We start from the raw sequence: 14,907 nt of genomic DNA on the forward strand, positions 1-14,907 counted from the left end.
TACAGGAGCTTGTTTTGCTGGATCTTCGGAAGATGTAAGTCCATAGCTCCCCGCTCCTTCTGACAGCGCTTCCCTAAAAAGCTGATTCCCATAGCTGATTACATACAGCTTTTTCTTACCTTTGCACATGCAAATTTTAGACGGTAAACTCGTTTCTGAGGCTATAAAAGCCCAATTAGCCGCTCAGGTGGCTGAATTGAAGGCCGCTGGGAAAAAGGTCCCTCACCTGGCAGCCATATTGGTAGGTAATAATCCGGCAAGTGAAACCTACGTAGCATCCAAAGTAAAATCATGTGCAGAATGCGGTTACAATTCCACCCTCCTGCGTTTTGATGCGCAGATCTCTGAAAAGCATTTGCTGGACCAGATCATTCTGTTGAATGAGAATCCGGATGTGGATGGTATCCTTGTACAATTACCTTTACCAAAACATATTAATGAAGAGCTGGTGATCAACACCATTGATCCGAGCAAAGATGTGGATGGTTTCCATCCCATGAACGTAGGTAAAATGGTAAGCGGTTTACCTGCCTTTATTCCTGCAACCCCTTATGGTATTATGCTGATGCTGGAGCATTACAACATCCCTACCAAAGGAAAACATGCAGTGGTGATAGGCCGCAGCCATATTGTAGGTACGCCTATGAGCATTTTGCTGAGCCGCAATACCAATCCCGGTAACTGCACTGTTACCCTTACCCATTCCCAGACGCACAACCTGGCTGAAATTTGCCGGCAAGCAGATATCATTATTGCCGCTATCGGCAGACCGGATTTTGTGACGGCAGATATGGTGAAAGAAGGCGCTGTAATTGTGGATGTAGGTATTAACCGGGTGGAAGATGCCACCAGGAAAAGCGGATTCCGCCTGAAAGGGGATGTGAAATTTGACGAAGTGGCTCCTAAATGCAGCTATATCAGCCCCGTACCGGGTGGCGTAGGTCCGATGACGATTGCCGCATTACTCAAAAATACCTATCACGCCACTATTGGTTTGAAAGGAAGTATGAATTAAATATAGCCGGAACTAAAAAAACCGGACCTTTGTGAAGTAAGTCATGTCTGTAACAACGATAAATATTAGTACCGATACCCTCCCGCTGATGGAGCGCTTTTACACTATTCAGGGTGAAGGCTATCATCAGGGGCGGGCTGCCTATTTCATCAGACTGGGTGGTTGTGATGTGGGTTGCGTGTGGTGTGATGTAAAGGACAGCTGGGATGCAGATAAGCATCCGCAGGTAGCCGTTGCCGATATTGTAACTGAAGCTGCGGCTTATCCAGGCCGTATTGCAGTGGTTACCGGTGGCGAGCCTTTGCTCCATAACCTCGATGCACTTACCCGTTCGCTGCATAAGCAGGGTTTTCATACGCATATTGAAACCTCTGGTTCATCGCCGCTCAGCGGAAAGTGGGACTGGATTACTTTATCGCCCAAAAAGTTTAAGGCGCCCCTGCCGGAAATCTGCAAGGCCGCGCATGAACTGAAAGTGGTGATCTTTAATAAAACAGATTTTGCCTGGGCCGAAAAATATGCAGCCTTAGCCGGCAAATACTGTAAGCTGTACCTGCAGCCCGAATGGGAACGCAGCGCAGAAATGACGCCGCTGATAACGGAGTATATCAAGGATCATCCGGAGTGGACAATGTCATTGCAGATCCATAAGTATATCAATGTTCCATAGCGCGGATTTTGTCTTGGCTCAGGATTACGCTGATTATATTGATTTTAAGGATTTGAACACTTTGGATTTTAAATGATTTGGGGAGATATAAGCGGACATTTTTCGCTTATATCTCCCCAGATTTTTATAAAAAAGTAAAATCAAATTTTCGCTTATATCTCCCCAAATCATTTAAAATCCAAAGTGTTCAAATCCTTAAAATCAATATAATCAGCGTAATCCTGAGCCAAGACAAAATCCGCGCGCACTATTTTCACAGTATTTTCGTTAATTACACTGCGAATACATACTATGAAAAAGACCTCCCTGTTAATACTGATTTGCCTGCTGGGCTTCGGACTGCTGTTACAAGCCCAGACAGTTACCTATGAAAATGCCCCTAAAAAAGCCAAAGCCAGTTTTGACCGCGCTATTGATGCCGTAAGAACTTACCAGACAAAAGCTGCTATCGGATTTCTGCAGGATGCTATAAAAGCGGCGCCGGGATTTACTGACGCATACGGACAAATGGGTTTGTGTTATGTAGAGCTGAAAGAATATGCAGCAGCCACTTCCGCATTTGAGAAATTAAAACAACTGGACAGCAGCGGGCTGCGACCGGTGATGGTGCCCTATTCTAAAGCGATGGCAGGCACCGGTAATTTCGTAGGTGCGTTACAGTTAATCAATCAATACATTGCGTCCATAAAATCGAAAAGTGCAAACGCAGAGAAGCTGAAAGTTAATTATGAATTTGCCGTTAACAACAACCGTCAGGCAGTGCCATTCCACCCGGAAAACCTGGGTGATCCGGTAAACAGTAAAGATCCGGAATACTTTCCCTCATTAACTATTGACAGTAAAACATTGATCTTCACCAGGCGCGTAAATGGCCGCAATGAAGATTTTTATATTACGTACCGGGACAACAATATCTGGTCAGCGGCACAAAACATGGGTGAACCTGTAAACTCCTCTTTCAATGAAGGCGCACAAAACATTTCACAAGATGGTACCATGCTGGTATTCACAGGCTGCGAATTTCCGGAAGGCAAAGGCAGCTGCGATCTCTACTACTCCGAAAAAACCGCTTCGGGCTGGACCGCCCCAAAGAATATGGGATCGCCCATTAACACACGCGACTGGGAATCACAACCCTGTCTCAGCGCCGACAAACAAACGCTTTATTTTGCACGTGAAACACCAGATCATGGTGCAGATATATTTGTAACCAGCCGGCAACCCAACGGGCAATGGAGCGTACCACAAAAAATGGGACCCAATATCAATACCAACGGCAGGGAAACCACGCCCTTCATACATGCCGACGGACAAACACTGTACTTCGCCTCCGACGGGCATCCCGGATATGGCGGCCTCGATATCTTTTACTCACGGCGGCAACCGGACGGCAGCTGGGGACCAGCCACCAACCTCGGTTACCCGATCAATACCATCGATGAAGACGCCTCGCTGGTTGTAGAAGCAAATGGTAAAACAGCCTACTTCGCCTCCGACCGCTCCGATACCCGCGGCGCACTCGATATTTACCGCTTTGAACTCTATCCCGAAGCACGCCCCCTGCAAACACTCTACGTAAAAGGCTATGTGTATGATACCCTCACGCAGCAACGTTTAACCGCCAGCATAGATATCATCGACCTCCAGGGCGGATATAACATTGCCACCGTGAAAACCAATGAAACCGGCGACTACCTCGCGCCATTGCCCGTAGGAAAGGATTACGCCATGCACGTAAACAGGAAAGGATATCTCTTTTATTCAGATAATTTTTCACTGAAAGAACATAACCCCGGTATCCCTTACGAAAAAAATATTCCATTGCAACCACTGGCTGCCAATGCCAGCATCGTATTGCATAATATCTTCTTCGACAGCAAACAGTATAACCTGAAACCCGAATCGGTAACAGAACTTAATAAGCTGGTAAACCTGCTAAAGGATAACCCTACCATAAAAATCGAGATCGCCGGGTACACCGATAATGTAGGTACCGACAAAGACAATCAACTGCTTTCCCAAAACCGCGCAAAAGCAGTAGTGAGCTACCTCGTTGAAAAAGGCATCCCGCTGGACCGCCTTACGGCGAAGGGTTACGGCGAAAGCGACCCGGTGGCCACCAACGATACAGAAGAAGGAAGAGCCGTTAACAGACGGACGGTGTTCCGGATTATCAGCTTGTAAGCGGAGGGATCGGCGCGTAGGTTGTCTTTCTCAGGATTACGCTGATTATATTGATTTTAAGGATTTGAACACTTTGGATTTTAAATGATTTGGGGAGATATAGGCGGATATTTGATTTTACTTTTTGATTTTACTTTTTTGATTTTACTTTTTTGATTTTACTTTTTTTATAAAAATTTTGGGAGATATAAGCGAAAATATCCGCTTATATCTCCCAAAATCATTTAAAATCCAAAGTGTTCAAATCCTTAAAATCAATATAATCAGCGTAATCCTGAGAAAGACAACCTACGCGGCAAACCCCTGCATCATTAGTAGTTGCATTAGTAGTTGCGCAACCGGCTTTGCAGGATGGAGTCTTTTTGTTGGGTGGTTAGTTTGTATTGGAAGTTGTACAATGCCCCTTCCCAGTCGCCGTACATTGGGTTGGGCAATACGATATAGCGGCTGCCGAAGTTGGGGGCTGCGTGTAGGGCAGCGGTATTTCTTTCTTCAAAAGGTTTTTTATCGAAGGTGGCGGAGAAGTCGCCGAGGTTATCGCCAAACAGCATTACAATTTCGTATTGCTGTAATACCTGTTGCCGGCGGGGTTCTTTGCCGGAGGTGGTGGTTTTCAGCAGCAGGTGCTGATCGTCGGCATCGGGAAACTGGTAGCGTTGCAGGTTTTGCAATGTAACGGCTCGTTCGCTTTCGGCCCTGTTGGTGATGTAAAATACTTTTACGCCTTTAGAGGCCGCATACCTGAAAAAGGAAGGGGCGCCGGGAACGGTGTCTGCGGCGGCTTTTGCGGTCCATTCCATCCAGCTTTTATCATCGTAGGTTTTACCTGCCAGCGCCTGGTGTACGGAGTAGGGGCTGTTATCCAGCACGGTTTCGTCGATGTCGGTAACTACTGCCAGCGGTTTGTTTCCTTTGGCGGCGAGGTATTGATCGAGGCGAAGTGCCGCCAGTTGATAAGCCTGCAGACACAACGCCTTGTATTCCCCGGATTGTTGCTGCCATAATGCCGCCCATGCCGGTCCGCCCGGGATCAGTGGCGATCCGGTGGTTTTCTCTGCTGCGGGCCGGGTAGTTTTGCAGGCAAACAATCCTGCTACCATTACGCCTGTCAGTATCCATTTCATCTTCATAAAAATATCCGTTGGTAGCTGCAAAAATAATTCATGCAGTGCAGAAAAAGTGCCGCAGGAAAATTGTAAATTATGCGGAAATATTGTTTGTTATGCCCCAGGAACTCATGTATCAACTGGCATTAACCCGTATTCCCCTGATCGGAGATGTAATTATTAAAAAATTGCTCGAGCATTTTGGCAGTGCCGGCAACATTTTCAACGCGCGGAAGCAGGAGCTGGAAAGAATTGAAACGGTGGGCGCCATCAGGGCCGCCGCCATCCGGAATTTCCGTGATTTTACGGAGATAGAAAATGAAATCAGTTTTATGGAGAAGTACAGGATACAACCGTTATTTTGTACAGACCCGGCGTATCCGCAGCGATTGCTTCATTGCTACGACAATCCGGCGATGTTATATTACAAGGGCTGCGCGTCGTTGAATGCCCCGCGGATGATCAATATTGTGGGCACGCGCCATCCATCCGCCTACGGGAAGAGTGTTTGTGAAACATTGGTAAAAGGGCTCTCTGAGGCGGGGATTACCATTGTGAGTGGTTTGGCCTATGGTATCGACATCATTGCCCATAAAACGGCCTTAAAAGCTCAAATACCTACTATTGGGGTGCTGGCACATGGGCTGGACCGGATTTATCCGCCGGCGCATAAGCAGGTAGCTGTGCAGATGCTGGAACAGGGTGGGCTGCTGACGGACTTCCCGAGCCAAACGGCGCCTGACCGGCAGAACTTCCCCAAGCGGAACCGGATAGTAGCCGGCATCTGCGACGCCACTATCGTGATAGAAAGCGGGATGCGCGGCGGGTCGCTGATTACAGCTGATCTGGCCAATGGCTACAACCGGGATGTGTTTTGTATCCCCGGCAGGCTTCATGATCTCCAATCTGCCGGTTGTAATTACCTGATCAAACAAAACAAAGCTGCCCTGCTGACGGGAGCGGAGGATGTGCTGGCACTGATGGGCTGGCAGGAGAAAACAGCTGCTGTTAAGGCGCCGGTAGTGCAACCGGGGCTATTTCCGGAATTAAGCGAGGACGAACAGCTGATTATGTCGCTTTTCCGGGAAAAATCGCAGCGGCACCTCGAAGAATTGTACCTGCAAACCCGTTTATCCGGAAGCCAGGTGGCCACCGCTGTGTTCAACCTGGAAATGCAAAGTGTGCTCAGAAGCTTACCCGGACAGCTTTACGAGCTGGTTTGTTAATGATTTATTAACAACCGGCAGCACCTGGCGGGAAGTGATTATTTTATTTATTGGGTAATTAGGTGTACATTTGCGTGCAATTATTTTTTAACTGATTAATAGTTGCATCATGCCTGCGGGAAAATCTAAACCCAAATTTGTAGCTGACGGACTTACATTTGATGATGTGCTCCTGGTACCGGCCTACTCTGAAGTTCTGCCTAAAGAAGTAAATCTCTCTACGCAATTAACAAAAAACATACGTCTGAATATACCAATGGTATCTGCAGCGATGGATACTGTTACAGAAGCAACGCTGGCCATTGCGCTGGCGAGGGAAGGCGGAATAGGTATTCTCCACAAGAACATGAGCATCGAACGGCAAGCCGAAATGGTAAGACGTGTAAAGCGCAGCGAAAGCGGAATGATCATTGATCCCGTTACGCTGAAGGTGGATGCTACCATCGGAGAAGCGCTGCGACTGATGAAAGAGAACGGTATTGGCGGTATTCCCATCATTGATGACCACAACAAGCTGGTAGGCATCCTGACAAACAGGGACTTACGGTTTGAAAAAAATAAAAAACGCCTTGTAAAAGAAGTGATGACCAGCGAAAACCTGATCACTGCTCCGGAAGGCACTGACCTGAAAAAGGCAGAAAAAATTCTTCAGCAATATAAAATCGAAAAGTTACCGGTTGTTAACAAGCAGGGCAAACTGGCAGGACTGATCACTTACCGTGACATCCTTCAGCTGACCAGCTATCCCAATGCAGTAAAAGACGAATTTGGCCGTTTACTGGTGGGTGCAGCATTAGGTATTACTGCCGATTTACTGGACCGCGCACAGGCCCTGATTAATGTAGGTGTGGATGTAGTTTGCCTGGACAGCTCACACGGTCATTCTATTGCCGTACTAAACAACCTGAAGAAATTAAAGAAAACATTCCCCAAACTGCAGGTGATTGCCGGTAACGTAGCTACCGCAGATGGTGCGCTGGCACTGGCACAGGCAGGCGCCGATGCAGTGAAAGTAGGTGTAGGACCTGGTTCTATCTGTACTACCCGTATTGTTACAGGTGCTGGTTTCCCGCAACTGTCCGCTGTAATGGAAGCTGCTGATGCACTGAAGAAACTGGGTATCCCGGTAATTGCAGATGGTGGTATCCGCTATACCGGCGACATGGTGAAAGCCCTCGCTGCAGGCGCTTCTACCATCATGGCAGGATCTATTTTTGCAGGAGTGGAAGAAAGCCCCGGGGAAACTATCATTTACGAAGGACGTAAATTTAAATCTTACCGTGGTATGGGTTCTATTGAAGCCATGCAGGAAGGTAGTAAAGACCGTTACTTCCAGGATGAAGATGATATCAAGAAACTGGTACCGGAAGGTATCGTTGGCCGTGTTCCATACAAAGGTATGTTGTCAGAAATAGTACAGCAATTTGTAGGTGGTTTACGGGCTGGTATGGGTCTTACCGGTTCCAAAGATATTAAGGCTTTACAGGGAGCGCAGTTTGTAAAAATTACAGCAGCTACCGTAAAAGAAAACCACCCGCATGATGTGGTGATCACAAAGGAAGCACCTAACTACAGCAGATAAGCAACTGTTTAGATATAACGCCTGGTATGAAAGTACCGGGCGTTTTTGTTTTCAGTAATTCCCCGCTTATCTTCGTCGTAATTCGTAATTCATAATCCGCAATGCTTACATGAAGAAGCCTTACCTGTTGCTGAGTATACTGAGTGGTTTGATTTGCTGGCTTGCCTGGCCCACCCTGCCGTTTACCCCGCTTATTTTCATCGCCTTTACGCCCCTATTATATATCAGCGATAAGGTGCAGCACCGCTGGAAATATTTCGGGCTTCTTTTCCTGGCTTTCCTCGTTTGGAATGTGGCATCCACCTGGTGGGTGGGCAATACCACCCTTCCGCTGAGCGGCGTTTTTGCCAATTGCTTCAACGCCCTGCTCATGAGCATTCCCTGGCTGGGTCTCAAAAACACGAAGCGGAAATTGCCGGAATCTGTGGCTTACTTTGCATTGATCGTATATTGGTTAACGTTTGAATACATTCACCAGACCTGGGAATTCAGCTGGCCATGGCTGGTGCTTGGTCACGCCTTTGCACTGCGGCCGGGATGGATCCAGTGGTATGAGTATACCGGTACCAGCGGAGGCACTTTCTGGGTGTTACTGGCCAATGTTGTTATTTACAATGTATGGAAACGTGCCCGCCTATACGATTTTACGTGGAAACAGATCCTGTTGGGGGAAAGCTGGAAACCGCTGCTGGTAATTGGTTTACCGTTGATTATTTCTGCCTTTATATCTGCCCCGGTGGATAACCCTTCGCAGAAAACAGAAATCGTGATTGTGCAGCCGAATATTGATCCTTATGATGAAAAGTTCAGCGCAGGATCGGCGATGGAGCAGCTTGGAAAGTTTTTACATCTCACGGAAGAAAAAGCAGATAGCAATACCCGTTATATTATATGGCCGGAAACGGCATTGTTCCCGCAGGGCGCCTGGGAACATGAACTGAACTATCAGCCGGAAATTGTGGCCATCCGTGAAATGCTGCGCAAATACCCGAAGGCGAAGCTTATCAGCGGTGCTGCCACTATGAAACGCTACCTCACTACCGATGAAATACCCACCACCGCCCGCACCATGAATGACGGCACCCGTTGGGATGCCTATAACAGCGCGATCCAGGTAGATACTTCCCGCAACGTCCAGGTATATCATAAATATGAGCTGGTACCCGGCGCCGAACTGGTGCCGTATGTAGGCTACCTATCGTTTATGCAAAGTGTGGCGCTGGATTTTGGCGGTATTACCGGCAGTTATGGCAGGATGCCGGGTGTGGAAATGTTTACAAATCCCGCCGACAGCATTAACGTGTTCCCCGTAATCTGCTATGAATCTGTGTTTAGCAATTACATGGCCACCCATATTAAACCCGGTGCTAATTTATTAGTCATTATAACCAACGACGGATGGTGGGGAAACACCGAAGGTCACCGGCAGCATTTACAGTATGCCCGGATACGCGCCATTGAAACCCGGCGCTGGATAGCCCGCTGTGCCAATACGGGTATATCGGCCGTGATTGACCCGGCAGGAAACGTGCATCAGCCACAACCCTATTGGAAAGAAGCTGTTTTTAAAGCAACTGTAACACCGGAGGCAGGTATTACGTTCTATGTAAAAAATGGTGATCTGGTTTCGAAAGCGGCACTAATATTTTGTATCTTGTTTGTGGTACATGCTTTTATTTCACGATTTATTCCCGGCTTAAGACATGCGGAAATCAATCAATAACGGAAACATCACCTGGCTCGACGAAGGCAAGGGTGCAGCGATAGTGCTTATACACGGTTTTTCAGAAAATGCCACGCTTTGGCACAACCAAACAACGCGACTAAAGGAGCATTACCGGATTATTATCCCTGATTTGCCCGGCACCGCATTATCGCCGCTCACTACTCCGCTGACCATTGAATCTATGGCGGAGTACGTATATGCCATCCTGTTAGCAGAAAATATCAGTGAAGCAGTTGTTATCGGTCACTCGATGGGTGGCTACATTGCGCTGGCGCTGGCTGAAAAATACCCGGCACTGCTGAAAGGACTTGGACTCTTTCATTCTACTGCAAAGGCAGACAGTGAAGAGAAAAAAGAAGGCAGGCGCAAATCCATCCGGATGATGGAACAATACGGAGCAGAAACATTTTTACGGCAAACATTGCCCAATATGTTTAGCCCGGCTACCAAAAGTAAACATAACGAATTAATAGACGCCTATGTAAAACTAGGCATGGAATGCCAGCTTCCTGCGCTGGTAGCGTATTACGAAGCAATGGCAGTGAGACCGGACCAGACAGCCGTATTGAAAACCCTTCGGGTGCCGGTATTATTTATGATCGGGAAAGATGATAATGCAGTGCCGCTGGATAACGTGTTGCCTCAGATAACTTTACCCCCGGTTAGCAGCATACATATTTTTGAAAACGTGGGCCACATGGGTATGTGGGAAATAGCGGAAGAGAGCAATGTGATATTGGAACAGTTCATCGCATTTTGTCAACGATAATCTAAAAACACCTGTTGTGAAAAAACTTCTTGTCATCCTGCTATGCATGGTGTGCGCCCTGGTGGCGCAGGCCAGTCATATTATAGGCGGACAGGTATATTACAAGTTTCTCGGGCAGAGTGGAAACAACCTTCAATATTCCATCACACTGAAATTATACCGCATCTGCGGCGATGGGGAGCGGATTGCCAAAATGCCCTCTGCTGTGTATCTTTCTTCTTTTGACAGAAGTGATTACCGGGCAGTAGGCCAGTACAAAATTTCACGTACCAGCTTTGAAGTAAAAAATCTTGCGAAGATAGATCCTTGTATCGTTAACCCACCGGTGATCTGTTACCAGATCGGAACTTACACTACCACTATTTCCATTCCGGTAAACGCCTCGGGGTATACCATTGCTTTCCAGAGCTGTTGCCGCGATCCATATATGGAAAATATAGTGGCAGAACCTATTCCCGGCGGCCGTCCCGGCGACCTGGGCACTGGTGCTACCTACTACGCGGATATTCCCGGCAGCAACTCCGGCGCTACCAATAATTCCAGTCCCGTTTTTAATAAAGAAGAAGCTACCCTTGTTTGTGCAGACAAGAAATTCACGTATGATTTTTCTGCGTCGGACCCGGATGCAGATTCGCTCAGCTACGAGTTCTGCGATGCTTATAAAGGCGGTCAGACCAGTGAAGGAGATGTACCACCTGCAGCGGTAGCGCCTCCCTACAGTTTCGCCAGCTATGTGTCGCCATTCAGCGGCAGCAGTCCGCTGGGATCTACCGTAACCATAGATCCGCATACCGGCATTATTTCCGGTGTGGCGCCGGCGGCGGGTAAGTACGTGGTAACTGTTTGTGTAAATGAATTCCGCCGCGGCCAGAAGATTGGAACGTTGCGGAAGGACTTTCATATCAACGTTACCTCCTGCGTGAAACTGGCCACGGCTGCCATGCCCGAAAAATATGCAGACTGCAACAGCTTAACCGTTACCTTCACCAATAACAGTACGCTCGGAAAGCCCTACCACTGGGACTTTGGAGATGGCACCACCCTTGATACCACTACTGCCAATCCTATTCAGCATACCTATGCACGGCAGGGCACTTATACTGTAAAACTTTATGTAGATAAAGCCAGCAATTGCGGCGACAGCGCCACTGCTATCGTATATGCGTACCCGGTATTCAAGCCGGCATTTACCACCGCCGGCGCCTGTGCGAATAAAGAAACGAAATTCAACTCTGCTCCTACCCGGTCCGATGCCGGTGGTATTGCGTATTATAAATGGGATTTTGGCAACGGGGATACTTCCAACCTGGCAAATCCGCCTTACACCTATACCACGCCGGGCACTTATAACGTAAAGCTGTATGCCCGCAATGTGAAAGGATGTGAGCAAACCATTACACAACCGCTGATGATTTATGATAAGCCGCCATTCACGGCCACCAACGATACCTTGCTTTGTGCAAAAGACAGTCTGCAGATGCGGGCAGGCAGCGCACTTGCCGGCAGTTATTCCTGGACGCCGGATAATTACTTTATCCTGAATCCCAACGCACCAAACGCCGTTGTATTTCCGCCGAAGTCGGCTGTTTATAAGGTAACGTTTACGGATACACAGGGTTGTACCAATTTTAAAGATGTAAAGGTAGATGTAAGAGATACCATCCGGGTGCGGACGATTTCCGACAGCACCGTATGTACCGGTGATGAGGTGCATTTACCGTCCGTTACAGATGGGTTGTATACTTACCGCTGGACGGACCTGGACCGCAACCAGGTAGTGTCGCTGGTGGCCGATGCGTATGTTACTCCGGCTCCGCCCAAACAAAGCTATGAGATACAGGTAGCATTGGGGAAATGCCGTTCTGCCGATACCGTTACACTCAAAGTGGTGGATCCGCCCAGGGCTACTGCGTCTCCTGATACCACGGTTTGTTTTGGTATTCCGCTCACGCTGCGCGCTACCGGGGGCGCTTATTATAAATGGACGCCGGCTTATTATGTGGATAAATCCACATCGGCAGTTACATTGGCCCATCCGCCGGACACCACCTTGTTTACCGTAACGGTGACGGATACACTGGGCTGCCCTAAACCGGTTACTGCCACCGCGATGGTAAACGTGGTGCCTAAAGTAAATGCGTTTGCCGGCAACGATACCATCATCATGCTGAACACGCCGTTCCAGCTGAATGCTACCGGGGGCGTGCGATATACCTGGGCGCCGCCGGACGGATTGAATAACCGCAATATTTATAATCCGGTAACTACGTATAACCGTGATATTACATATACCGTTACCGCCTATACGCAGGAGGGTTGTTCCGGAACCGACAACATTTTTGTGCGCTTTATCAAAGGGCCGGATATTTATATACCTAATGCATTCTCACCCAACGGGGATGGTTTAAATGACCTATTCCGCCCGTTACCGGTAGGTATTGTGCAGATGGAATTCTTCCGGGTGTTTGATCGCTGGGGTAAGCTGATGTTCTCCAGTACGGCGTATCTCAAGGGATGGGATGGAACGGTTAACGGCAATATTGCTGCAGTGGGTACCTATGTTTGGGTAGTTCAGGGGAAAGATATTAACAATAATACTGTTCAACGTAAGGGGACCGTCACACTTGTAAGATAAAGTTGGCCGAATTGAACCGTATATGCTCTTTTTGTGTTAAATTCAGAGAGCAGTATCCCCCATCATGAAGAGAGCAGTTTTACTGATATTGAGCTGCTGTTTGTTCCCTGTTTTTGCGGCTGGATATCATATCATTGGTGGCGAAATTTTTTATAAAACATTAGGAATGACTGAAGATAACTCCCGCTACCGTTATCTCATCACTCTCAAGTTATACCGCGACGCAGATTTTACCTGTGGCGACCGACAAGGTTGTATTGACAGATTTGAGAACCCGGTTACTGCTAACGTGTTTAGTTCCAATGGTTCCAAAGTTTTATCCTCCGTTTACCTCTACATCGCTTTTACCCGTCCGCTGATAGATACCCTGAAAAATCCTTGTCTTGCTCCGCAGGCGCAACACCTTGAAGTGGCTTTTTATACCGCCACCATCGAGCTGCCACCTGTTGCCGGGGGGTATTATGTTTCCTCCCAACGCTGCTGCCGGGGCGAAAAACTGAGTAATATCTATGATTCTGAACACGAAGGATCCACCTATTATACTGTGATACCGGGAATTGAGTCGAGGCCCAATAATAACAGCGCGTACTTCGACCGGGATACTGCTATTGTCATTTGCAGTGCCATGCCGTTTAAACTGGATTATGCAGCGTATGATGAAGACGGCGACAGTTTAACTTATAACCTCTGCAGCGCCTTAACGGATGGTTCCGACGCCAATGAAAGCAACTCCACCACACCGCCGCCTTATAATTCTACCGTAAGTTATATCCCTCCTTATTCGGGCAATAACCCGATGGGAGGCAGCCCGGGAATCTCCATCTCTCCGCAGGGACTGATTACCTGTACTCCCAACCTGGCGGGAAAGTATGTAGTGACAGTATGCGTAAACGAATTTGACCCGGTAACCAAACAGTTCCTGGGTACCCACAGCAAGGATATCTTACTGACCGTATTTAACTGCCAGACAAAAATTACCGCCATCTTTCCATCGGTGCTGAATAACTGTACAGAAGACCCTGCCTTACACGTTCCTATTACCAATTCCAGCGTAGCCGGTTATACATCTACCTATTACTGGACCTTTGGTGATGGTACCGATACGCTCACGGACACCAGAACAATGTTTTATCATCAATATCCCGACACCGGTGTATACAAAGTAAAGATGGTGGTAAACCCCGGGCTGGCCTGTACCGATAGCAGCGAAGGGGAAATATTTAACTACCCGGGATTAACGGCGGGCTTTACCACTACCGGGCACTGCAGGGGTGATCCTGTTCAGTTCAATGATACTTCCTCCTACCGGTATGGAAACATTACAGGCTATATCTGGGACCTGGGCTTGCTGGACAGTGTGATTACACCTGGGACACAACGGTCTATGAGATATGTTTTTCCTAAAGGTGACGTATATACGATTTCTTTGACGTTGCTAACGGATAAGCAGTGCGTAAAAACCGTGAGTAAAAATATCAGGATATACGAAGTAAATCCCTTTGCCGGCAACGACACTATCCTGGCGAAGGGGCAGCAAATGGTGATGCAGGGCAGTGGCGGCGAGTTTTATTCCTGGTCGCCGGCAGACGGGCTTGATAATCCCAATATTGCGCAACCCCTGTTAAACTATAATAAGGACATCTCTTTTGCGCTGCGTGTATCTAATCAACAGGGATGTTTTGGTTTCGACTCGGTACACGTAAAATATTACACCGGGCCTGATATGTATATCCCCAATGCGTTTTCGCCCAATGGCGACGGGCTGAACGATTATTTCCGGTTTATTCCTGTGGGCATTACTACCTATACCTTCTTCCGGATCTTCAACCGGTGGGGAGCGGAAATTTACTCCTCAACAAATTTCCGCACGGGCTGGGACGGCACCTTCAAAGGGATGCCGGCTCCGGTGGATACCTATATCTGGATATTACAGGGTACCGATTTCAATGGAAAAGAGATCATGAAAAAAGGAACTGTGACGTTGGTCCGCTGAT

At 47.8% G+C, this 14,907-nt stretch carries 10 protein-coding genes; 9 read left to right on the forward strand and 1 reads right to left on the reverse strand.

The window, feature by feature from the left end; genetic code table 11:
* Window positions 1-127: 127 nt before the first annotated feature.
* The 3 genes from folD (at window position 128) to ACLHR0_RS03940 (ending at window position 3,869) form a co-directional block, all read left to right on the forward strand.
* Window positions 128-1,015 (forward strand): bifunctional methylenetetrahydrofolate dehydrogenase/methenyltetrahydrofolate cyclohydrolase FolD, encoded by an 888-nt coding sequence (gene folD / locus ACLHR0_RS03930; RefSeq protein ID WP_079469351.1) that lies wholly within the window; start codon window positions 128-130, stop codon window positions 1,013-1,015.
* Window positions 1,016-1,058: 43 nt separating this feature from the next.
* Window positions 1,059-1,685 carry a 7-carboxy-7-deazaguanine synthase QueE gene (locus tag ACLHR0_RS03935; RefSeq protein WP_436484877.1) on the forward strand — a complete coding sequence of 209 codons (627 nt, stop codon included), beginning with the start codon at window positions 1,059-1,061 and terminating at the stop codon, window positions 1,683-1,685.
* A 291-nt stretch (window positions 1,686-1,976) separates the two neighbouring features.
* Entirely contained in the window at window positions 1,977-3,869 is a 1,893-nt protein-coding gene (locus tag ACLHR0_RS03940) for an OmpA family protein (RefSeq protein WP_436484879.1), read from the forward strand.
* Window positions 3,870-4,192: 323 nt separating this feature from the next.
* On the opposite strand, the gene ACLHR0_RS03945 is transcribed toward ACLHR0_RS03940, so the two are convergent.
* A complete protein-coding gene (locus ACLHR0_RS03945) occupies window positions 4,193-4,999 on the reverse strand; it encodes a 5'-nucleotidase, lipoprotein e(P4) family (RefSeq protein ID WP_436484881.1) in 807 nt (268 codons plus the stop codon).
* A gap of 92 nt (window positions 5,000-5,091) precedes the next feature.
* On the opposite strand from ACLHR0_RS03945, the gene dprA reads away from it, so the two are divergent.
* From dprA to ACLHR0_RS03975, 6 genes are all read left to right on the forward strand, one after another.
* Window positions 5,092-6,201 carry a DNA-processing protein DprA gene (gene dprA / locus ACLHR0_RS03950; RefSeq protein WP_436484883.1) on the forward strand — a complete coding sequence of 370 codons (1,110 nt, stop codon included), beginning with the start codon at window positions 5,092-5,094 and terminating at the stop codon, window positions 6,199-6,201.
* Window positions 6,202-6,310: 109 nt separating this feature from the next.
* Entirely contained in the window at window positions 6,311-7,783 is a 1,473-nt protein-coding gene (gene guaB / locus ACLHR0_RS03955; protein WP_370909346.1) for an IMP dehydrogenase, read from the forward strand.
* A gap of 109 nt (window positions 7,784-7,892) precedes the next feature.
* The gene (lnt, locus tag ACLHR0_RS03960; RefSeq protein WP_436484886.1) at window positions 7,893-9,506 is read left to right on the forward strand and encodes an apolipoprotein N-acyltransferase; all 1,614 of its coding nucleotides are present in this window, start codon (window positions 7,893-7,895) and stop codon (window positions 9,504-9,506) included.
* The gene (locus tag ACLHR0_RS03965; RefSeq protein ID WP_436484888.1) at window positions 9,487-10,278 is read left to right on the forward strand and encodes an alpha/beta fold hydrolase; all 792 of its coding nucleotides are present in this window, start codon (window positions 9,487-9,489) and stop codon (window positions 10,276-10,278) included. The genes lnt and ACLHR0_RS03965 overlap by 20 nt, the downstream gene beginning before the upstream one ends.
* Before the next feature lie 16 nt (window positions 10,279-10,294).
* Window positions 10,295-12,913, forward strand: coding sequence for a PKD domain-containing protein (locus tag ACLHR0_RS03970; RefSeq protein WP_436484890.1), 2,619 nt, complete (start codon window positions 10,295-10,297; stop codon window positions 12,911-12,913).
* Window positions 12,914-13,079: 166 nt separating this feature from the next.
* The gene (locus ACLHR0_RS03975) at window positions 13,080-14,906 is read left to right on the forward strand and encodes a gliding motility-associated C-terminal domain-containing protein (protein ID WP_436484892.1); all 1,827 of its coding nucleotides are present in this window, start codon (window positions 13,080-13,082) and stop codon (window positions 14,904-14,906) included.
* The last annotated feature ends 1 nt before the right edge of the window (window position 14,907 follow it).

The sequence above is a fragment of the Chitinophaga sp. ARDCPP14 genome, from assembly GCF_051362515.1.
GTDB lineage: Bacteria > Bacteroidota > Bacteroidia > Chitinophagales > Chitinophagaceae > Chitinophaga.

Excerpts from the sequence above, each read along its gene's own strand:
- folD (WP_079469351.1), top strand. The coding sequence starts at position 128 with ATGCAAATTTTAGACGGTAAACTCGTTTCTGAGGCTATAAAAGCCCAA.
- ACLHR0_RS03935 (WP_436484877.1), top strand. The coding sequence starts at position 1,059 with ATGTCTGTAACAACGATAAATATTAGTACCGATACCCTCCCGCTGATG.
- ACLHR0_RS03940 (WP_436484879.1), top strand. The coding sequence starts at position 1,977 with ATGAAAAAGACCTCCCTGTTAATACTGATTTGCCTGCTGGGCTTCGGA.
- ACLHR0_RS03945 (WP_436484881.1), bottom strand. The coding sequence starts at position 4,999 with ATGAAGATGAAATGGATACTGACAGGCGTAATGGTAGCAGGATTGTTT.
- dprA (WP_436484883.1), top strand. The coding sequence starts at position 5,092 with ATGCCCCAGGAACTCATGTATCAACTGGCATTAACCCGTATTCCCCTG.
- guaB (WP_370909346.1), top strand. The coding sequence starts at position 6,311 with ATGCCTGCGGGAAAATCTAAACCCAAATTTGTAGCTGACGGACTTACA.
- lnt (WP_436484886.1), top strand. The coding sequence starts at position 7,893 with ATGAAGAAGCCTTACCTGTTGCTGAGTATACTGAGTGGTTTGATTTGC.
- ACLHR0_RS03965 (WP_436484888.1), top strand. The coding sequence starts at position 9,487 with ATGCGGAAATCAATCAATAACGGAAACATCACCTGGCTCGACGAAGGC.
- ACLHR0_RS03975 (WP_436484892.1), top strand. The coding sequence starts at position 13,080 with ATGACTGAAGATAACTCCCGCTACCGTTATCTCATCACTCTCAAGTTA.